Genomic DNA, 21127 nt, shown 5'->3' with positions numbered 1-21127 from the left:
TCAAGACCGAGCCTGGGAGAGCTTCATGAGCCTGTTTCGTTGGGTATTGATCGTCTGCATGCTGCTCGTCGCGGCCGTCCGGACCGCCCGTGCTGAGGACATGATCTATTTCAGCGACGGCCGCGTGCTGCTCGGAGAGGTGATCAAGGAGACCGACGACGAAGTTGAAGCCAAAGGCACGATGGCCGGCGTCGAACTTCATTCAACATTCAAGAAATCTCAGATCGCTTCGATCATCCGGAACGTTTCGTCCAGATCGCCTTCCAAAGTCGAATCCGATGTCAAAGACGACGACTCGAGCGGCGATTTTCTGATTGTCCCCCTGAAAGGCACGTTTGGGGAAGACGTCTATCCCCTCGGACTCATCAACGCGATGGATTGGGCCGTGAAGCACAAGGTGCCGCGGATCGTGATGGTCATCGACTCCCCGGGCGGCTATGTCTGGGCTTCGAGGTACATGGCCGACAAGATGAAGGAGTACGACGACAAGCTGAACTTCACGATGGTGATCGAGAATTCGATCAGCGCTTCGATCTGGCCCACTTTCGCGAGCGACGATCTGATGATCACGCCCGGCGGCACGTTCGGCGGCGCCGTTGTTTATCACATGACCAACACCGGCTCGGCGGAAGTGGACATGAAGATGAATTCGATTCTCGCGGCGGAAGTCGCGGCCATGGCCGAGAAGCACGGCCACAGCGGTGCGCTCGCCCGGGCGATGATGCTCTCTGGCCAGCAGGTCTGGGCCGTCCCCGCAGGGCCAAACAAATGGACGCTCACGTCCGAGCCGCCTGCCGACAAATCCGGTGCCAAACAGCTTTCGGTCGGACAGGTCTTCACACTGACCGGAGTCGACTGCGTGAGGTACGGCATTGCCCGGTCGATCCCGGACACGAGCGTCTCTTCGATTTCTCACGCACTTGGAAACCTGAAGAGCGCGGGTGATCAGGGCGAGAAGTGCATGAAGAACGCCAAGACCGCGTGCGACGGGCTCATCAAGCGCGTGAAGCAGTGGCGGCAGAACGTTGCCGACCGAATCGAAAAACTGAAAGACGCCGCGGCGACCGCCAAAGACAAGGAATCGTTCATCCGGCGTATCGACGATGTCGCGTCCACCATCACCAACAGCATCGGACCCTTGCGCGACCAGGCCAAGGCGCTGCACATGATGCCGCTGTTTGAGTCGTTCAGTTCCGCCGACGTCATCGAATACCGAAAGCGGATCGACAAGATCAAAGAGCAAATCCGCAAATAGCTTGGATCACTCGACGAGGGTGATCGTGCCGGATTGCGCGTCGTAACGTGGCAGCACCGGCACACCATCGACTCTCGAGCAGAATTCGATGTCGGCTTCGAAGCCGAGTTTGACGAGGTTCCGACCGCCGCGGCTGACGCGCATAGCGTCGAGAATTCCGGTGCGCGCGGCTTCGTGCCAGTTTCTCAGACAAACCTGTCCGGAATCATCCGAACCGAGTTCGCGTCCGGCGTCGCGCAGCCGGTCGACCATCGCTCCCGCCGCGATGCAATCGTCGAGGCTGATCTCACCGCGCGTTCCGGAACAGATGATGTGCACGTCGCGGGGATCTGTGGCAACGGCACGGCACACGGCATCGACATTGGTGAGCGCTCCGACGAGAACGATTGAGGCTTCGCGCGCGTGGAGGAGCGTCGATGTCCCGTTGGCTGTCGTGAAAACGACCGCCTTATCGCGCACCCGATCGGCCGTGTACGCGAGCGGCGAATTGTCGAGATCGAAACCGGGAATCAGGACTCCGCCGCGCTCGCCACCGAGGATGATGTCTTCTTTCGGAATCCCGGAGTGAATCATTTTCTCTGCCGCGACGAGCGCGTCGTCCACAGTGAGAACCGGGTAAACCGCGCGAGCCCCAGAGGCGAGTGCCGCGGCGATCGTGACGCTGGCACGGAGTGCATCGATCATGATCACAATGGAGCCGGCCAGAGACGACTGGGCGACAAGTCCGGGCAGCAAATGCACCGACAGGGGTCTCTCACGATGCGGGAATGAGGCGGGCGGACCGAGGTCGGGTGCGGGCATGGGGGCAAGGGTACGGGGCATCTGAAACCTTGCCCCATCGTGCCGGTATCAACATCCGAGGAATCGGACAACGGGAGATTCGCTCATGGCGGACATTTCAAGGCGGGAGTTCCTCGCGACCGGCAGCGTCGCCGGGGTTTGCTTTGCAACGCTTCCCGCGTCGGGTTCCGAGCCGGATTCGCTCGGCGCACCCGTCACCGATTGGCCGAACTGTCCGCACTTTGATCCGAAACTGGTCGCCGAAGTCGTCGGGAAATCGCACTTCGACGAGAATCGTGTTCGCGAATTGGTGGACACGCATCCTCCGCTCGCGAATGCGTGGTGGGATTGGGGATTCGGCGATTGGGAATCGGCGTTGGGCGCCGCGTCGCACACCGGTCGCCGCTCGATCGCGGAATTCCTGATCGAAAGAGGCGCACGCATCGACATCTTTGCCGCGGCGATGCTCGGGTACACCGACGTTGTCAGGGCGTTCGTCGCGGCACGACCCGGCATCCAGCGGCAACTCGGGCCTCACGGCATCCCGCTCCTGAACCACGCGCGCGCCGGAGGCGACAAATCCAAGGACACGTTCGAATACCTGAGCTCACTGGGGGATGCGGGCAACGCCCCGGCCGCAAAGCAGATCACCCCTGAGGAGCAGCAGCAATTCATCGGCAATTACAGCCTCGGCGACAAGCGATTCGAGATCAAGCTGAACAACAACAAGGCGCTCGTGTTTGCGATGCCCGGAGAATCGGATCGAATCATTCACTGGCTCGGCGGCGGCGACTTCTTTCCTGCTGGAGTGCCGACGACGAAGATCGCGTTTGACCTCGAAGCGAATCCGGTGAGTGTCGCCGTTTTTGCGGGTCCATTCGTGGGGCGCGGGACGAAGCAGTAGCGCGGATCGCCCTCGTTTCCGTGCTCCTCGCTTTGTTGCATACAACTATCCGGCTTTCGCGTGCGGCTCATACACTGAGTCATGACGATTCCCCGCCCTGTCAATCTCACGAGCGCGTTCGCGACGATTGCAGAGCACTGGTCGCCGCGGATCGCCGCCGATCTGAACGGCCAGCAGGTGAAGCTCGTGAAGTTTCAGGGCGAGTTTGTCTGGCACAGCCACGAGCATGAAGACGAGATGTTCCTTGTGCACAAGGGTGCCTTCACGATGGAGTTTCGGGATCGCAAAGTGGAGCTCAGCGCGGGCGAATTCCTCGTCGTGCCGCGCGGCGTCGAACACCGGCCCGTTGCAAGGAACGAAGTTGAAGTCATCCTCTTCGAGCCGGCGAGCACGCTGAACACGGGTGATGCGAAGGACCCGCGCACCGTCCGGGATCTCAAGCCAATCTGATCCTCGCCGAAAACAAAAGCGCCCCGGGTTTGAGTCCGGGGCGCTTCTCAAACACTTTGAATAGTCACGGAAAGATCAGTTCTCGTCCTTGACCTTGAACTCCGCGTCGATGACGTCGTCCTTCTTCGCGCCGTCCTGCGCTTCGCCGCCGGGAGCAGCGCCCTCGGCACCCGGGGTTGCGCCCTTCTTCGAAGCTTCCTCGTACATCACCTTGCCGAGCTCCATGCTCGCGGCATCGAGTTCCTTCATTGCCGCCTCGATCGCGGCCTTTTCGTCGCCCTTGAGCTTGCTCTCGAGATTTGAAAGCGCGCTCTCGACTTTGCCCCGAACTTCGGGGCTGACTTTGCCGCCGTACTCCTCCAAGCTCTTGCGCGTCTGGATAAGCATGGCCTCGCCGCGATTCTTGAGGTCGATCACCTCGCGACGCGACTTGTCCTCGGCGGCGTGCGCCTCGGCGTCGCGCTTCATGCGATCGATTTCGTCCTTCGACAAACCGCCCGAGTTGGTGATCTTGATGTCCGCCTTTTTGCCGCTGGCCTTGTCCGTCGCGGTGACAGTCAGAATGCCGTTGGCGTCGAGCGCGAATTCCACTTCGATCTGCGGCACGCCGCGCGCCGCCGGCGGAATGCCGGTGAGGTCGAAGTTGCCGAGCGTGCGATTGTCCTTGGCGAACTCGCGCTCGCCCTGCAGCACATGAATCGTCACGCTCGTCTGATTGTCCGCCGCGGTCGAGAAGGTTTCCTTCTTGCTCGTCGGGATCGTGGTGTTGCGCTCGATGAGCCGCGTCATCACGCCGCCGAGAGTCTCGACGCCGAGCGAAAGCGGTGTGACGTCGAGAAGGAGGATGTCCTTCACGGCGCCGGTGAGCACGCCGCCCTGGATCGCGGCGCCGACCGCAACCACCTCGTCCGGGTTGACGCTCTTGTTGGGCTCCTTGCCGAAGATTTCCTTGGCGATCTGCTGCGCCTTGGGCATGCGCGTGCTGCCACCGACAAGAACGACTTCGTCGATCTTGCTCGTGTCGAGCTTCGCGTCCTTGAGCGCGCTGAGGCACGGTCCCTTGAGCCGATCGAAGAGATCGGCGCACAGCGATTCGAACTTGGTGCGATTCAGCGTGACCTGCAGGTGCTTGGGTCCGTTCTGATCGGCCGTGATGAACGGCAGATTGACCGTTGTCTCCTGCATGGTGGAGAGTTCGATCTTCGCTTTTTCCGCCGCTTCCTTGAGGCGCTGAAGAGCCATCGGGTCCTTGCGGATGTCGATGCCTTCCTTCTTGCGGAACTCCTCGGCGAGGAAGTCGATGACGCGCTGGTCCCAGTCGTCGCCGCCCAGATGCGTGTCGCCATTGGTGCTCAGCACCTCGAACACGCCGTCGCCGATATCGAGCACCGAGACGTCGAACGTACCGCCGCCCAGATCGAAGACAGCAATCTTCTGGTTCTTCTTGCCTTTGTCGAGTCCGTACGCGAGTGCCGCGGCGGTGGGCTCGTTGATGATGCGCTCGACCTTCAAGCCCGCGATCTCGCCGGCGTCCTTGGTCGCCTGGCGCTGCGCGTCGTTGAAGTACGCCGGCACGGTGATCACCGCGCGCTCGACTTTTTCGCCGAGATAATCCTCGGCGGTCTTCTTGAGATCCTGCAGGATGAACGCGCTGATCTGCTGGGGTGTGAACTCGCCCTGGTTTACTTTCACCTTGACGAAGTCGTCGGGTCCGCCGACGAGCGTGTACGGAACTTTTGATTCTTCGTTGCCCGATTTTCCGTACGACGTGTCTGCACCGCCCGACACTTCCGAGCGCCTGCGGCCCATGAAGCGCTTGATCGAGAAGATCGTGTTCTTGGGGTTGGTCACCTGCTGGTGCTTGGCGGGCTGGCCCACGAGGCGCTCGCCCTTATCCGTAAACGCAACGACCGAGGGGGTGATCCGGTTACCCGAGCTATTGATCAGCACCTTCGGCTGCGTGCCTTCCATGACGGCGACGCACGAGTTCGTGGTGCCGAGGTCGATTCCAATGATTTTGGACATAGAGATTCCTTCCTTTCTCAAACTCTGTCATCATTCGGTGGGGCAACCGGCGTGCCAAGCCCCGTGCTTTTACCAAACCGGAATGAGACGGGAATGAAGGGAGGAATCGGGCTGCGTCTCCCCGTTTTCAGCCGACTAGACGCCCGTCGGCCGGATCGCCTGCCATACTGACACCTTCAAAGAGGGGGTGTTCGAGCGACTTGTTTTGATGGAGACTTGCGTGGCGCTCAGGAAACTTCCCAAGACATCCCGAAGCGTCCGCCTTGCCACGCGTTCGCTCGATGTGCCCGCGGAGGGCGCTCATCTCATTCAGGAATTTTTCCGCCCGCTGCATGCGCTGGGGAGCATGCCCGAATTCACGGCGCGCCGGCTCAAGCGTGCGGGTCTAGGCCCGGAATCGCGCGTGCTCGATCTTGGGTGCGGCAAGGGCGCGGTCGCCGTGGAGATCGCGCGCAGAATCGGCTGCCGCGTGTTGGGCGTGGATGCATTCGCGCCGTTTATCGCGGATTGCCGCGACTTGGCGAGAGCGCGCGGCGTTGAAAACCTGTGCGAGTTCCGCGTGGGCGTGGCGGAAAGAATTCGGTTGCGTGGTTTCGATGCGGTCGTGTTGCTCAATGTTTTTCCTTTCGAACAGGCGATCCGGATCGCAAGGCGGCTGACAAAGCCGGGAGGTTGGTACATATTCGATGACGCGGTGGCTTTGAAGCGACGGCGAGACACAGCGCATTTGCCGACCCCAGCGGATGTCGAAAGAACGATCGAAGATGCCGACGACCGTGTTCTCGATTCCAAGGTTTGGAGCGGGGCTGAAGTGCGCTCGCGCGAGCGTGCCATCTACAAATTGCTTCGAACAAACGCGGGGCGGGTGATCACCAACGGAGCCGCGGACCGCGCATTGCTTGAAGAGTGTCTCCGGCGCAAGCTCGCCGCGATTTCCGAACTCTCGGGATCGGTGCGGCCCGGCTGGTGGCTGGCGCGGCGCGGCCGCAGGTAGCGTGGCGCAATACTGTTGAGCATGGCGGCGTCCGACCATCGCGGGTTCGAATTCGGAGGCGACGCCACGCGCGATGCGGCGGCCACGCCTCCGGATTTTGGCGGGCAAACGCCGCGGATCGATCCCGACTCGCCGACGGTGGATCAGGCGGTGTCGCCCGCGCTCAGCAGCACGGGGTGGCTTGCGCCGGGAGACGTCGTCGGACCGTACAAGATCGTGCGCGTCATCGGCGAAGGCGGCTTCGGCGTGGTGTACGAGGCTGAACAGAGCGAGCCGATCCGGCGCACAGTCGCGCTCAAAGTCCTGAAGCCGGGGATGGACACGCGCGAGATCATCACGCGCTTCGAGGCGGAGCGGCAGGCGCTCGCGCTGCTCGATCACCCGGGAATCGCAAAGATTCTCGATGCAGGGGTGACTTCGAACGGCAGGCCTTTCTTCGCGATGGAGCTCGTGCGGGGCGTTCCGATCACGAGATTCTGCGACGACACGCGCATGAACATCGAGGCGCGCGTCCGCCTGATGATCGACGTTTGCGAAGCCGTGCAGCACGCGCACCAGCGCGGCATCATTCACCGCGATCTGAAACCCTCGAACATTCTCGTGCACGCGGAATCCGATCGCGCCGATGCACCCGCCCGGGCACGCATCATCGACTTCGGGATCGCGAAGGCGACCGCACCCGGCGTGCAGCAAGCCCGGACGCTGGAAGGTCACTTTCTCGGCACGCCGGAATACATGAGCCCGGAGCAGGCGGGTTCGGGGGGAGTGGACGCGGATGTTCGCTCCGATGTCTACTCGCTTGGGGTCACGCTCTACGAATTGCTGACCGGCCGTCTTCCGATTGAACCGCCATCGCGGGGCGCGGCGCTCGAGATGCTCCGGTTGCTGCGCGATGCCGAGCCGGTGCGGGCATCCGATCGGTACGCGGCGCGCTCTTCGGCGAGCACGCGCACGCTTGCCGATCGGCGCGGCGAACGACCCGCGGCGATCGCCAAGGCGCTGCGCGGCGACCTCGACTGGATTCTGAACAAGAGCCTCGAAAAGGATCGCGACCGGCGTTACGCATCGGCGCGCGACTTCGGGCTCGACCTCGAGCGCGCTCTCACGGGTCAGCCAGTGCTCGCGGGGCCGCCGAGCACTTTCTATCGTGCCGGGAAATTCGCGCGGCGCCACCGGCTTGCGCTGAGCGCGGCGGTTTTCGTCGTGCTCGCGCTTGTCGTGGGGCTGGCGCTCGCGAGCTACGGATTGATCCAGGCGCGCGACCAGCGCGACATCGCCGTGCTCGCGGCGGAGAACAGCGATCGTGCCGCGGTCGCGGCGAAGGAGGCCAAGGAAAAGGCGGATCGACAGGCGGAAGCTGCCGACAAGGCGAAAAGCGAAGCGCAGCACGAAGCGGAAACAGCGCTCGCGGTCCGCAGTTTTCTTCAGGAGATGATCGCGGCGGGCGACCCAGAAAAAGGCGCGACGCCGGATATGACGGTGCGCCAGGTGATCGATCGGGCCGCGGCACGCCTCGACAACGGTTCATTGAAAGAGCAGCCTCTCGTCGAGGCCGAAGTACGCCAGACACTCGGAGATGCGTATATCAGCCTCGGGCTGACGGAACAAGCGGAGAAGCAGATCCGGCGCACCCTGGCGCTACGAGCGCAGGTCTCGGGCACGAACAGTGTCGGCTACGCGGAGGCGCTGAACAGCCTCGCGTTTCTTCTCGATGATCTTGGGCGCTACGACGAGGCCGAAAAGTACTACAAGGAAGTCGAGTCGATGTTCGAAGAGTGGCGCGCGACCGAGCCGTTCAATCTTGCAACCGCCAAGAACAATCTGGCGACGCTGCTGCGTCGAACGAATCGTCTCGAAGAAGCAGAGCAAAAGTGGCGTGAAGCGCTGCAGCTCATGAAATCCGTGCCCGGACAGGAGCACCCGACGCTGGGCCAGACGATCGGGAACCTCGGCCTCTGCCTGCGTAACCAGAACAAGCTTGCGGAAGCCGAAGCCCTCGATCGCGAATCGCTCGAGATCCTGCGGCGAACCGACGGCGAGAGTCCGAGCGTGGCGCGGGCGCTCTCGAATCTTGCTTCAGTCCTGCAGGATCAGTCCAAGTACGAAGAGGCGGAGCCGCTCTTCAAGGAGTCGCTCGCGATGCAGCGGAAGTTCTTCGCGGCGCCGCACAAAGAGATCGCGACTTCGCTCAACAACCTGGGCATTCTGTACGTGGATTCGGCGCGGCCGGATCTCGCGCTGCCGCTGCTGGAGGAGGCGTTGGTGCAGTGCGCCGACGCGATGGGAACCACGCATCCGGAGACGATCTTCCAGAGGATGAACGTCGGGTTGTGTCTGTTTTCGCTCGGGAAGATCGACGCGGCAGAATCGATGCTGTTGAGTGCCGCGACGGACGCGCGGAATGTGATCGGGCCCAAGAGCGCCACGACCGCGCGCATCCTGTTCGGGCTTGGCGATGTGCAGACCGAGAAGGGCGAATTCGACCGGGCGGAGAAGACACTGCGAGAATCGCTCGAGTCGTATCTCCTCGTGTACGGGGAGGAAGAGCCGCAGGCGACGGGCTCGCTCGTCGCGCTCTCGGATGCCCTTGTTCGCAAAGGCGATGCACCGGCGGCCCTCGAGATTGCTCGGCGGGCGCTCGCGATTCGCGAGAAGGCGTTCGGCGAATCGAACTGGCAAACCGCGCAGGCACGCGGGGCGGTCGGCAGCGCGCTGGCGGCAAGCGGCGACATCAAGCAAGGAGTCGCTCTGATGGAAAGTAGCGCGGAGACGCTTGAAGGGGCACGAGGCGTCTCACTCGCCGGGATCCGGCGTGCGTATCAAAGGCTTGCGTGGCATTACAAACGTGCTGGTGATCAGGGACGCGCTGATCAATTCACCGCCAAGTCGCGCTCCGTGCGATCGCTGAAGAACGATCCGGTCCCGGAAAAGCTCCCGGATTCCGGCGCGCGATAATCCCGCTCGACCAATGGCAGACACTGCACAACTTCTGAACTGGGACGAAGCGCCGAGGGCGATTCGCCTGCGGATTCCCTCGGGGCGCGTGTGCGTTATCGGCGTCACCGGGCCCGTCGGCGCCGGGAAGTCTCATCTCTCACGCACGCTTCGTGGAGAACATGGCATACACATCGCAACCGACGACTATTTGCCGGACTACGACAAAGTTGCGTACGAGGATCGCGACGATCCGGACCGCGCCGACAGCGCGGCGCTGATCGCCAACCTTTTGGACCTTCGGCGCGGCACATCCACCCGCATCCCGACATGGTCGTTTCAGACTCATTCACGCGTGGGATACCGAGAGGTCGCGCCGGCAAGTCTCGTTCTCGTTGAGGGAATCCACGCGCTGCACGAGCGGATTTTGCCTCATCTCGATCTGTGCGTGTTTGTGGAAGCGCCGCCCGAAATCCGCTGGCGGCGATGGGAGTATCTGGAAGCGACAGGCCAGCGCGGCTGGGGCGTTGAGGTCGCGCGGGAGTTCTTTCACTCCGTTGCGGAACCCACCTTCGCGAAATTTGAACATGTCTATCGCTCTCGGGCGCATTTCGTCGTGCGGAACGGTGCGGGGATGCCGACGGTCTGAATCGGGAATGCTCTGTCGCGCGATCGGTTTTGGCGCTCATACTCTCGATCCGGCAACTCATGAAACAACCCGCGACAAGCAGCGACGCGACGCACACCGGCACCGGAGCCGGCATTGCGCTCATTCTCACCTCGCTGGCGTGCTGGACGACGATTCCGCTCTTTCTCCGATTCTTTACCTCGCAGGTGGACGGCTGGACCGCCAACGGATGGAGGTACGGATTCTCTGCGTTGCTGTGGTTGCCGCTCTTGCTTGTCGCGGCGCGAAAGGGTGCGCTGCCGCCCGGCCTTTGGAAGGCGGCGTTCTGGCCGAGCGTATTCAACACCGCGGCGCAGGCGTGCTTCGGTCTTGCTCCGTACTTCGTGGACCCGAGCCTGATGACGTTCAGCCTGCGGTTCCAGATCGTGTTCGTGACGTGTGCCGCGGCGGTCATGTTTCCGGCCGAACGCATGATCATCAAGAAACCCGGATTCATCCTCGGCATCGCGATGGTGGTGTGCGGAACGCTGCTGACGATCGCGCTCACGCCGGGCGGCCTGGGCAAAGGCACCGCGGTCGGTGTCGTGCTTTCAATCGCTTCCGGGCTGCTTTACGCCGGGTATGCGCTCAGCGTGCGTGCCACCATGCACGGCATGAAGCCTCTGCTCGCGTTCAGCGCTGTCAGCCAGCTCACGGCGATTGGGATGATCGTGCTCATGGTCCTTTTCGCCCACGATCAGCAAACCCATGAGCACGATTTCGGGCTCGGAGTTCTGCACATGTCCGGCGGAATGTGGGCGATGATGCTCGCGTCCGCGGTCATCGGAATCGGCATCGGGCACACGGCGTACTTCAAGAGCATCCAGGCGCTCGGGCTCGCGGTGTCGGCGGGCGTCGTGCAGTTGCAGCCGATCACGGTTTCAATTGTCGCGCCTTTTCTCTTTCCGGAGGATCAGCACCTGAGCGCCGTTCAATGGGCGACGGGGCTGATCGCCGTGGGCGGCGCGGCGACGATGCTTCTGACACAAAGCCGATATGCCCGGAGACTCAAGGAGCTGTCCGACCCGATGCGATGTTCGCATTGCGGATACTCCCGCGCGGGACTTCCTGCGGGTGCTGCATGCCCGGAATGCGGCAAGACTCCCGGAATGGGAATGGATGATGACCGGTTCGACGACCTTCCCGTCGACCCGGATGTCGCACTTGTTGGTCAGAGCAACGAAGTCGCGCCCCCAAAAGAAAACGCGGCCGCCCGATGATGATTCGGGCTATTTCCCAAGCATGAAAGCGCCACTCATCGGAATCCGGTCGGTGGCGGCACCGGCCGCAGCCAGTGGCATCGAAGAGTCGCTTTTTGCACTTTTTGTGTCTAGGCTCTCCGTTACCCCCTGAACGAATCTTCACGTCGCTCTGTTGCGGGAATTCGTCGGGATGTAACGCCCAGAACTGCGGCAAACCAGCGATCAACACGGAGGCCTCAAACTTGTCCAGCACCCCCACCTCCAGCACCCCCACCTCCAGCACCCCCACCTCCAGCACCCCCACCTCCAGCACTCCCACCTCCAGCACTCCCACCGCAGCGTCAACCAAAGTGACGCCGTCGACGAGCTACCTGAGCAATCTTGATCTCGCCCCGCACAAGACGAGCTTCAATTTGAGTCCGGCGGAGTTGGTGCAGCGGGCGGTCGCGGCGGGTGAAGGAACTCTGGCGGCGAACGGCGCGCTGGTCTGCAACACGGGCGACCGCACCGGGCGCAGCCCCAACGACAAGTATCTCGAAGAGACGCCGGGGATCAAGAACAACATCTGGTGGGGCAAGGTCAATCGCCCGATCACGCCCGCGAATTTCGACGCGGCACTCAAGATCGCCGTCGATCACCTGAACACACGCCCGCATCTGTATGTGTTCGAAGGCTTTGTCGGCGCCGACCCGAAGTATCGCCTTGGCGTGCGCGTGGTAACAGAACAGGCGTGGCACAGCCTCTTCTGCTCGACGCTTTTCATTCGCCAGGGGAGCAAGGGGGCGGGTGCGGCAACCAAGGACTTCGCGCACGACTGGACCGTGATCAACGCGGGTCGCCGTCGCCTCACCAAAGAGGAAATGGAAAAGTTCGGCGTCAAGAGCCCGGTGCTCATTCTGCAAAGCCTTGAGCGCAAGCTCGTCGTCATCATCGGCACCGAGTACGCGGGCGAGATGAAGAAGAGCCTCTTCTACGCGATGAACTATGACATGCCAGAAGTGGGCGTCTTCCCGATGCACTGCTCGTGCAACACCGACATGAAGGGAGACAACGCGGCGCTCTTCTTCGGGCTTTCGGGCACGGGGAAAACGACGCTCAGCGCCGATCCCAACCGCAAGCTCATCGGCGATGATGAGCACGGCTGGAGCGATCACGGCGCGTTCAACTTCGAGGGCGGCTGCTACGCCAAGTGCATCAAGCTGAGCAAAGAAGGCGAGCCGCAGATCTGGAACGCGATCAAGTTCGGCAGCGTGCTCGAGAACACGGTGATCGACCCCCGCACCCGCGTGCCGGATTACGACAGTTCGAAACTCACCGAGAACACGCGCGTCACGTATCCCGTCGATTTCATCGACAACGCGATCATCCCGAGCGTCTGCGGCAATCCGAAGAACGTGATCTTCCTGACGGCCGATGCGTACGGCGTGATGCCGCCGGTGAGCAAGCTCACGCCCGAGCAGGCGATGTACTACTTCATCAACGGATACACGAGCAAGCTCGCGGGCACGGAAGCCGGCGTGACCGAGCCGCAGCCGAACTTCAGCCCGTGTTTCGGCGGCGTCTTCCTGCCGCGTCCTCCGGTCAGCTACGCCAAGCAACTCGCCGAGAAGATCAAGCAGCACGGCGCGAACGTGTGGCTGCTCAACACCGGCTGGACGGGCGGCCCGTACGGAACCGGAAGCCGCTTCAAACTCGCCTACACGCGCGCGTTCGTGACGGCGATCCTCGACGGCTCGCTCGCCAAGGCCGAGTTCGTGACCGAGCCGGCGTTCGGGCTGCACGTGCCCAAGGCGGTGCAGGGCGTGCCGGGCGAAGTGCTCCTGCCGCGCAACACGTGGAAGGACGGCGCCGCGTATGACGCGCAGGCCGCGAAACTAGCCAAAGGCTTCCGCGAGAACGACAAGCAGTTTGAGATGCCGGAAGCGGTGCGGGGGGCGGGGCCGAAGGTGTAAGCAAAGCGCCGTAGTCGCGTCGACGTAATTAGTTCGTCGTACGCAAATCGGCGACATACGCCTCGGGAAAGAGTTCAGTATTCGGCGGGACCTCGTCAATCGAGTCAATCGCCGAATAGCGAATAACGCCTCCGAGCACCGAAGGCACTTCACGCCAAATTCGCTCGGCCCATGCGCGCACGTCGGTAGCCCACGGCTCGTCCATTACGCAATCGCCATCGTGCGTGAACCAGCAAATGTTCCCGGCCATGGAGCCGCGCAGGACCACAAACCAACGTTCTTCGCTGAAGTTCACGCCGGCGAACGGGGCGATGTCGTTCCATGTGTATGGAAGCGGCCCGAATTGTTCCTCCAGTCCATCAGGAAACCAGTCGCGCATGTGTGACCGCACTTCGTCCCATTCGTGCGGCGGGAAGAGCACGACCGTTCCGGCCAGTGCTTGGGCAACATGTCCAGTTCGATCGATTGTTCCAGCGTTGGTTTTTCTTTCCAGCTCTGCCGAAACAAATAAACCGAGTCCATCGCCACCCGCAAGCAAACTCCGCAGCTGCGCCACGCTTTCAGATTCAGGCAGTGCATCCAGCATTCTCTGGCCCGCCGTTGCATTTGGTGCTTCGCTGTATGTATGAGTGAGCGCAACGTGCTTAAGCGGCACGCAATATCGGCGTGGATCGCTTCTTTGCGTGTTGTTCTTGCATACAAACGCCGGCGCCGGATCGTTTATGGGCGGAATTAACTTTGCGGCTTGCATGGCTCAGAGGATACCCGATCGATATCCCGCCGCTTCGCCTGCGACTTACCCCCAACTCACTCCGGCGGCTCGGTCTCCCACGGATTTATGGCGATCACACCGGTTGACTCAAAATCCTTCACGTTGCGGGTCATGAGCCGTAGGCCGTGATGGATCGCGGTCGCTGCGATCAGGCCATCGGCGGCGTGGAGCGTCCGACCGGCGCTTGCCGCCTTCGCGGTGATCTCGCCCCAGAGCTGAGCGATGTCGCGGTTAATGGGAAGGATGCGATCGGCGAAGTGTCGCTCGGTCAGGCCGAACCACTCTTCCAATTCACGGCGCTTGTTTCCGGCTTGGAGCTTCGCGATGCCGTGAGCGATCTCACCGATCGAGATGACACTCAGGAAGAGATCGTCCGGATTGGCGGCCGCGATCTGTTGCTTCACGAGCGCGAACCCATCGGGCTTGCGCGCTTCGGAAAGCACATCGGTGTCGATCAACGTTTTCATGTACAGCCGCACTCCCGAGTCCGCTCAGAGCGAAACATCTCGCATCCGGGAGTCGCTTCGCGGCGGCGTTGAAAGGTCGTCGATGCGAGGGCCGTTCAGCAACCAATCGGTGAAGTTCGGGGCTTTGCCGGTCAATTGCTCGTACTGGTCTGCCGGGAGTAGCACAAAGGTGTCGCTCCGGCGACGGATGATCTGAGGGCCTTCCCGCCGCGCGCGATCGAGCAATTCGCTGAGACGGTTTTTGGCGTCGGAGAGATTCCAATTCATGCCGTGGGCTCCCATGCGGCTTCGGAGAATTAGTCTAGCCTATCTAGACTTTTTTGACAAGGACGTCTGAATGCAATTAATTGGCATTATTATAGGACTACAGACTCAGTTAGCGACCTGTTGCGGGCTCTTGATAGATTCTCGTCGTGACGGTTTCCCACTGGCGACGCTCCGCTCAGCCCCCCACCACGCTCGACGTCGATGTGTGCGTGATCGGCGCGGGCATCTGCGGCATTGCTGCGGCGATCGCCCTTCAGAAAAAGCACCAGAGCGTTGTCGTTCTCGAGCGCCACGCGCTCGCCAGCGGCGCATCTTCTCGCAACGCCGGATTCCTCATGCGCGGGGCGGCGTGTCACTATGCGGAAGCGATCGACCTCTACGGGCAAGAGCGTGCGAAGGCGCTCTGGCGATTCACCGAAGAAAACCTGGAAGGCTTGCGCGCGGAGGGCTGTGAAGCGCTTTCGAGCTACCGGCGCGTGCCGTCGATGCTGCTGGCGCTGCGCGCAGGAAGTGGAAACGAGCCTTGGCGACCCTCAGCGATAGATGCCGCGGCGAATCGCGCGGGGCTGGAGCGTTCGCGTGACCTGATGCGACAGGATGGGCTCGAAGTTGGATGGCTGGAGCCCGGAGATACCGGACCGAAGGACAGTGCGTGGGCCTCGGGACAAATCGCCAGTGCGCTCGTGAATCCGGGCGATGCGAGCATGAACTCATACGAGCTCATGAAGATGCTCGCTTCGAAGTTAAGACCGCACGCGAGCGTCGCGGGGAATATGACCGCGCCCGTGATCGAGAATCAGGAGGTGTTTGACATTGCGGATGAGAACGGTCGATCGTTCTTGAGTGAATTGGAGCCGAAATTGCTCACCCTCAACCGCCTCCCTCCGAGAGGAGGCTCCGGAAGAATCGCGGTTCGCACGGCTGATTTTACGATTCGGTGCGAGCGCGTGCTGGTCTGCACGAACGCGTACGCGTCGCTGCTGCTGCCTCGGTTCGAAGGAATTGTGATGCCGCGGCGTGGACAGATGCTTGCGCTCGATGCGCAAGGGCGCACGCTCGGCGCTTCGTATTACTGCAACGACGGAAGCGAGTATTTCCGCCAAACGGCGGACGGAACGATCGTTGTCGGCGGTTGCAGGACGTACTTCGCGGAGGAGGAGGTCGGATTCGAAGATCGGACGACGGCGCGCGTTCAAGAAGCGCTCGAGTCGTTCGCTCGCACGATGCTCGGCTACGAGAAGGGCGAAGTGCTGCCGATCACGTCGCGCTGGGCGGGAACGATGGGTTTCTCGCCGGATGGATTGCCCTTGATCGGCCCCATCGCGCCCGCATCGCCGGTCTGGTTCTGCGGAGGGTTCACCGGACACGGCATGTCGATGGGGTACAAAGCAGCGCACGAAGCGGTCGATGCGATGCTGAGCGGGCGCGAAGCGATGTTCGCGCTTTCGCGTCTTGCGGCGCAATTCAAAGCACGATGATCGCGTGCAAATTCAACGATTGACTCAGCGATTGGCAGCGCCGGGAACCGCGGCCTTCACGATCCCCGCGAACTCCGGGGCCTTGAGGGATGCACCGCCGATGAGGCCACCGTCGATATCGGGCTGTTTGAAGAGTTCCGCCGCGTTGCTCGCTTTGACGCTGCCGCCGTAGATGATGCGGGTGCGCTCGGCGACGTCGGCGTTGTACATCTGGCTCAGCAATTTGCGGAGCTTCGCGTGAACATCCTGAGCGTCTTCGGGCGTCGAGGTTTTGCCGGTTCCGATCGCCCAGACCGGTTCGTAAGCGATGACGACGTGTTCGAGCGCATCGGCGGAGATGTCCGCGAGGCCGCCCCGAAGCTGGCGCTGGTTGACCGGATCGGTGTGGCCCGATTCCCGCTGCTCGAGCGTTTCGCCGATGCAGAGAACGCCGGTGAGCCCGCCGTCGATGATGGCGCGGAGCTTGGTGTTGACGACTTCATCGTTCTCGCCGATGACGTGGCGGCGCTCGCTGTGGCCGGCGAGCACGATCTGCACGCCGCAATCCTTGAGCATCTCGATCGAGACTTCTCCGGTGAACGCTCCGTCGGGCTTGTTGTAGCAATCCTGCGCGCCGAGCTTGATCGAACTGCCCCGGTCCCGGAGGATCGAGCGGACCGCGAGCAGGTAAGGGAATGGCGGAAAAACCGCCGTCTCGACGGCGCTGACACTCGAGAGTGCATCGACCACGGCGCGGGTGAGATCCGCCGACGTGGTGCGGTTGGTGTTCATCTTCCAATTGCCGCCGACAAAGGGCTTTCTTTCCCGCACGCGCGCGCTCCTCAATTTCACCGAGACGTCGAGCCGCCGGACGGAGGCCCGAAAACCGGGAGGATACCCGTCCCGAGTTCCCGCGAGGCGGCGCGATCGCAACGAATCATTTTTCTTTCGCGGCCTGGCGAACCGGGTTTTCTCGGACTTTTTGGCAATTGATTTGCACAATCCACGCTCTCCTGCGAAGATACGTAGGGGCTGGCTCTGCTCCTTTGTTTCACGCCTCAGGAGGACGGATGTTTACATCGCATTTCGTTGGGTGCGCCGGCGCGGCGCTCATGGTTTCTCTCGCTCCATGCGTCGCGGCCGAGCCCCTGCATTCTGATTCGCCGTCTTCCTTATTTCCCAACTCGCGCGAATCGCTCGACGGTTTCCAGGCGGGATTGGGTATCGCCTCGCGGGAAGTCATCGAAGCAGTCCCGCTCTTTCATCCAAGCCAGATCCTCGTGAGAATGGAGCCGTTTGCCGACCGCGCCGCGCAGGAATCGGCGCTCAAGAACGCCGGAGCCGGAGAGACGATTCGAACCATCGGAATCGTTCCGGGCCTGCGGGTCGTTTCTGTTACTCCGGGTAGCGTTGAAGAAGTGTGCGCGAGATTGAGGAATCAGCCGGGGGTTCTGTATGCCTCGCCGGACTATGTTCGGCACGCGCTCGCCCAGAGCACGCCGTACGGAATCTCGCTGGTGAAGGCGGATGTCACCTGGGCCAACTACGGGCGTGGCGGCGGCGCGAAGGTCGCGGTCCTCGACACCGGCATCGACGCGGCGCACCCCGATCTCCCCGCGCCGCTCATCATGAGTTCTTTTGTTCCGGGGCTGCCGGTTGATGACTTTCACGAACACGGAACCCACTGCTCGGGCACCGTGCTCGGCCTTGACAACACGATCGGAGTCGTCGGCGTCGCGCCGCAGGCTTCACTCATCATTGGAAAAGTTTTAAACAACGGTGGATACGGGCTTGATAGCTGGATCGCGACGGCGATCGATTGGGCGGTAACGCAGGGCGCGGATGTCATCAGCATGTCGCTCGGTGGCGACACGATCGACCCGGCGCTTCAGGATGCTTGTTTGAACGCGTACAACGCGGGAGTGCTGGTTGTCGCCGCCGCGGGCAATGACTCTTCGGCGCTGCCGCATTATCCCGCGGCATTTCCCGGCGTGATGTCGATCGCGGCGGTTGATTCCTCCGAGCAACTCGCCTCGTTTTCGAACTACGGACCGCTCATCTCGGTTTCGGCTCCGGGCGTCGGCGTGCAATCGACCGTGCCAACGGTGAGCGATACAGTTTTTTTCAGCAGCGTTTCGCACAACGCGGCGAATTTCACGGGTTCACCGGGCGGCTCGCTGACCGGAACCGTCGTGAACTGCGGCACCGGCCTTGACGCTTCCGAGTTCCCCGCGTCGGTGTCAGGAAAAATCGCGCACATCCGGCGCGGACCCAGCGGAAACCCCGCCGCTTCTTTCTACAACAAGGCTACGAACGCCGTGAATGCGGGCGCGATCGGCGTGATCATCTCGAACAACACCGGGACGACTTCCGTCGTGGCCGGGGCGCTCAACGACACGTTCTTTATTCCGGTCTTTGGGATCAGTCAGAACGACGGCAACGCCCTTCAGGCTCTCTCGCTTCCGACCGTCACCCTCAACGAGGCAATCGTCGGTCACGACTACGCATCATTCAACGGCACCTCGATGGCCTGCCCGCATGTTTCGGGCGCCGGCGGATTGCTCATCGGACTCTTCAAATCGGTTTCTCAGCCGGCGCCGCTTCCCCCCGGCAGCGTCCGCTGGATACTTGAACAAACGGCAAAGGACCTCGGCGCTCCCGGGCGCGACGATACATTCGGCTTCGGGCTGATCAACGTGCAAGCTGCGGCGGGCTATCTCTATGGCCGCGCAATCTGCCGGGGCGATTTGAACACCGACGGGCTTGTTGACGACTCTGACTTCGTGCAGTTTGTGAGTTACTACAACGATCTGATCTCCCCCGGCGGACCTTGGACCGGAGGCGACTTCAACGGCGACGCGTTCGCCGATGACTTGGATTTCGTTGAGTTTGCAAGTTCGTACAACAACTTATTGTGCCCGTGAGTTTCGGCTCTTCAACGAGCGACTCGCTTGGGAGTTGTCTTGGAATACGGAAGTCGTCCGACGGCATCCCGCGAGCGCTGATCTTGTCCGAAAAGGAGAATCTCGATGAACAGTGGAAGCAGGCTCTTGGCGTGTTCGGGTTTGGTGATCAGCATATTCGCGTCTGCTTCAATCGGCGCCGAGCCTCAGCCTTCATCGGTGATGCGAAGTTCTCTCGATTCACTCGCGGGGTTCCGCGCTGGAGACGGCGTGAGGGCGCCCGGCGCCTTCAATGACTGGCCCGAGAAACATCCGTCGCGAGTGCTGGTTCGGTTCGAACCGTTCCTCGATCGCGCCGCGGAGAACGAAGCGTTCGCACGGGCGGGCGTGCGTGAGATCGCGGAGGAGCTTCCGCTTGTTCCGGGTCTGAAGGTGGTTCGGACGATCGGCGACAACGCCGAACAGGCGATCGAAATACTCAAAGCAACGCCGGGAGTCATCTACGCCGAACCCGACACATTGATGGTCGCCGAAGCCCAGAGCATTCCGTACGGCATCACGATGATCGGCGCAACCTCGGTCTGGCCGAGGTGGGGACAGGGCGGCGCGAAAGTCGCCGTACTGGACACTGGCGTTGATACGGCGCACATCGATCTCGCCGGCGCGGTGCAGTCGGTGTCGTTTGTCGATTCACCGGTCGAAGCGGTCGAAGACTACAACACGCACGGAACCCACGTTTCGGGCACGATCCTCGCGCTCGACAACACCGAGGGCGTTGTCGGTGTCGCGCCGCAATGCCAGTTGTTGACCGGCAAAGTTCTCGCGAACAGCGGCTCGGGCTTTTCTTCCTGGGGAATGGCTGGAATCAACTGGGCGGTGGCGAACGGCGCGAAAGCGATCAACATGTCGCTTAGCGGCTCCACGTTTTCGCAGGCTTATTCCGACACGGTTCAGGCCGCCGTCAACGCGGGAACGCTCGTCTGCTGCGCCATGGGCAACCAGTCGTCGGGCACTCCCCGGTATCCCGCGGCGTATCCGGCGAGCATGGCCGTCTCCGCGGTGGATTCGTCGGGCGCGTTCGCGAGCTTCTCCAACTTCGGATCACACTGCTCGGTCGCCGCACCAGGGGTAAGCGTTCAATCCTCCGTTCCGGTTGTCACCTGGAGCGCGAAGTGGCTTTTGACCGATCACGAAGCGCTGCCGCTGACGGGCAGCGTTATTCGCGCGGTCAGCGCGCAGGTGGTCTATTGCGGACTCGGCGAGACTGCCGCGGATTTCACCGGTGTATCCGGAAAGATCGCTCACGTGCGCCGGGGAAACGTTTCATTCAACATCAAAGCAACAAACGCGCTCAACGCGGGCGCGATCGGCGTAATCATTTCGAACAACGTCGCCGGCTCTCTGAACGGCACGCTCAATGTCAGTTCGACCTTCGCGATCCCGGTCGTCGGCTGCCTGCAGACCGACGGTGACAACCTGCTCGCGAACAACGGAACCACCGTCAACCTGTATCAATTCAACGACGGACACACCTACGCCAACTTCAACGGCACGTCGATGGCGACGCCGCACGTTGCGGGTGCCGCCGGGCTTCTGCTCGGCAATTTCGTTCCCGGCGGCGGAAATCCGGCGGTTCCTCCGGCGACCACCCGGTGGGTGCTCGAGCGAACAGCAACCGATGCGGGAGCGCCCGGCAAGGACGACAACTTCGGCTGGGGAATCATCAACGTCCAAAGAGCGGCGGAATACATGCACGGCCGTATCCGTTGTCCCGGCGACCTGGTCTACGACAATCTCGTGGATGACACCGATTTCGTTGCGTTTGCCTCTGCGTACAACGACCTGATCGCTCCGGGCGGCGCGTACACCGGCGGCGACTTCAACGGCGATGGGCAGACCGATGACACCGACTTTGTGATCTTTGTTGCGTCATACAACGAGCTGCTCTGCCCGTAGCAGCCGTCAAGCGCGCGAGAGTCTGAGAGGGGCCCGAGTCCACTTCTTTCTGCGCCCCTCCGGCGCGGGAGGGAGCCCGCATTCATTACGTGCGGGCCTTTATCCACCCCGTTGGAAGCGATTTGACCCCATTTGCAGCCAT

At 62.0% G+C, this 21127-nt stretch carries 17 protein-coding genes; 11 read left to right on the top strand and 6 right to left on the bottom strand.

The genetic code is table 11. The features are described 5' to 3' along the window. The first annotated feature begins 25 nt into the window (after nucleotides 1–25). Entirely contained in the window at nucleotides 26–1255 is a 1230-nt protein-coding gene (locus KF691_03610; protein MBX3388524.1) for a hypothetical protein, read from the top strand. Between the two features lie 6 nt (nucleotides 1256–1261). On the opposite strand, the gene KF691_03605 is transcribed toward KF691_03610, so the two are convergent. Continuing rightward, on the bottom strand, nucleotides 1262–2056 hold the full coding sequence (locus KF691_03605) for a 2-phosphosulfolactate phosphatase (protein ID MBX3388523.1): 795 nt from the start codon (nucleotides 2054–2056) through the stop codon (nucleotides 1262–1264). Between the two features lie 85 nt (nucleotides 2057–2141). Here KF691_03605 and KF691_03600 point away from each other — a divergent pair, with 85 nt between their 5' ends. Together KF691_03600 and KF691_03595 are read left to right on the top strand one after the other, a co-directional pair. Further along, complete coding sequence (locus tag KF691_03600; protein MBX3388522.1) at nucleotides 2142–2939, top strand: hypothetical protein; 798 nt, start codon at nucleotides 2142–2144, stop codon at nucleotides 2937–2939. A gap of 81 nt (nucleotides 2940–3020) precedes the next feature. Beyond that, entirely contained in the window at nucleotides 3021–3389 is a 369-nt protein-coding gene (locus KF691_03595) for a cupin domain-containing protein (protein MBX3388521.1), read from the top strand. 75 nt (nucleotides 3390–3464) lie between these two features. Here KF691_03595 and dnaK read toward each other — a convergent pair whose 3' ends face one another. Then, the gene (dnaK, locus tag KF691_03590; GenBank protein MBX3388520.1) at nucleotides 3465–5414 is read right to left on the bottom strand and encodes a molecular chaperone DnaK; all 1950 of its coding nucleotides are present in this window, start codon (nucleotides 5412–5414) and stop codon (nucleotides 3465–3467) included. A gap of 220 nt (nucleotides 5415–5634) precedes the next feature. Between dnaK and KF691_03585 the strand changes: the two genes are divergently transcribed. The 5 genes from KF691_03585 (at nucleotide 5635) to pckA (ending at nucleotide 13163) form a co-directional block, all read left to right on the top strand. Then, a complete protein-coding gene (locus KF691_03585; GenBank protein ID MBX3388519.1) occupies nucleotides 5635–6408 on the top strand; it encodes a class I SAM-dependent methyltransferase in 774 nt (257 codons plus the stop codon). 21 nt (nucleotides 6409–6429) lie between these two features. Continuing rightward, on the top strand, nucleotides 6430–9363 hold the full coding sequence (locus KF691_03580; protein ID MBX3388518.1) for a serine/threonine protein kinase: 2934 nt from the start codon (nucleotides 6430–6432) through the stop codon (nucleotides 9361–9363). Nucleotides 9364–9376: 13 nt separating this feature from the next. Then, entirely contained in the window at nucleotides 9377–9991 is a 615-nt protein-coding gene (locus KF691_03575) for an AAA family ATPase (protein ID MBX3388517.1), read from the top strand. A gap of 59 nt (nucleotides 9992–10050) precedes the next feature. Further along, complete coding sequence (locus tag KF691_03570; GenBank protein MBX3388516.1) at nucleotides 10051–11229, top strand: DMT family transporter; 1179 nt, start codon at nucleotides 10051–10053, stop codon at nucleotides 11227–11229. 224 nt (nucleotides 11230–11453) lie between these two features. After that, nucleotides 11454–13163, top strand: coding sequence for a phosphoenolpyruvate carboxykinase (ATP) (gene pckA, locus KF691_03565; protein MBX3388515.1), 1710 nt, complete (start codon nucleotides 11454–11456; stop codon nucleotides 13161–13163). Between the two features lie 28 nt (nucleotides 13164–13191). Here the strand turns inward: pckA and KF691_03560 are convergent, their stop codons facing one another. Genes KF691_03560 through KF691_03550 form a run of 3 tightly spaced genes read right to left on the bottom strand, consistent with a single transcriptional unit; the run spans nucleotide 13192 to nucleotide 14669 of the window. Continuing rightward, nucleotides 13192–13914, bottom strand: a complete 723-nt coding sequence (locus KF691_03560; GenBank protein ID MBX3388514.1) for a hypothetical protein — start codon at nucleotides 13912–13914, stop codon at nucleotides 13192–13194. A gap of 56 nt (nucleotides 13915–13970) precedes the next feature. Further along, nucleotides 13971–14402 (bottom strand): type II toxin-antitoxin system VapC family toxin, encoded by a 432-nt coding sequence (locus KF691_03555; GenBank protein ID MBX3388513.1) that lies wholly within the window; start codon nucleotides 14400–14402, stop codon nucleotides 13971–13973. 24 nt (nucleotides 14403–14426) lie between these two features. Beyond that, on the bottom strand, nucleotides 14427–14669 hold the full coding sequence (locus KF691_03550; GenBank protein ID MBX3388512.1) for a type II toxin-antitoxin system Phd/YefM family antitoxin: 243 nt from the start codon (nucleotides 14667–14669) through the stop codon (nucleotides 14427–14429). Between the two features lie 146 nt (nucleotides 14670–14815). Here KF691_03550 and KF691_03545 point away from each other — a divergent pair, with 146 nt between their 5' ends. Beyond that, nucleotides 14816–16147 (top strand): FAD-binding oxidoreductase, encoded by a 1332-nt coding sequence (locus tag KF691_03545; GenBank protein ID MBX3388511.1) that lies wholly within the window; start codon nucleotides 14816–14818, stop codon nucleotides 16145–16147. A gap of 24 nt (nucleotides 16148–16171) precedes the next feature. On the opposite strand, the gene tpiA is transcribed toward KF691_03545, so the two are convergent. Further along, a complete protein-coding gene (gene tpiA / locus KF691_03540; GenBank protein ID MBX3388510.1) occupies nucleotides 16172–16918 on the bottom strand; it encodes a triose-phosphate isomerase in 747 nt (248 codons plus the stop codon). A 278-nt stretch (nucleotides 16919–17196) separates the two neighbouring features. On the opposite strand from tpiA, the gene KF691_03535 reads away from it, so the two are divergent. Both KF691_03535 and KF691_03530 read left to right on the top strand, forming a co-directional pair. Continuing rightward, nucleotides 17197–19050: a S8 family serine peptidase gene (locus KF691_03535; protein MBX3388509.1), complete on the top strand. Its 1854-nt coding sequence runs from the start codon at nucleotides 17197–17199 to the stop codon at nucleotides 19048–19050. Between the two features lie 1038 nt (nucleotides 19051–20088). Further along, a complete protein-coding gene (locus KF691_03530) occupies nucleotides 20089–20985 on the top strand; it encodes a S8 family serine peptidase (protein ID MBX3388508.1) in 897 nt (298 codons plus the stop codon). Nucleotides 20986–21127: the final 142 nt, after the last annotated feature.

This window comes from Phycisphaeraceae bacterium, from assembly GCA_019636555.1.
GTDB lineage: Bacteria > Planctomycetota > Phycisphaerae > Phycisphaerales > UBA1924 > JAFEBO01.
The sequence above is the reverse complement of the archived record's forward strand: the minus strand, read 5'-3'. Positions and strand labels throughout refer to the sequence as shown.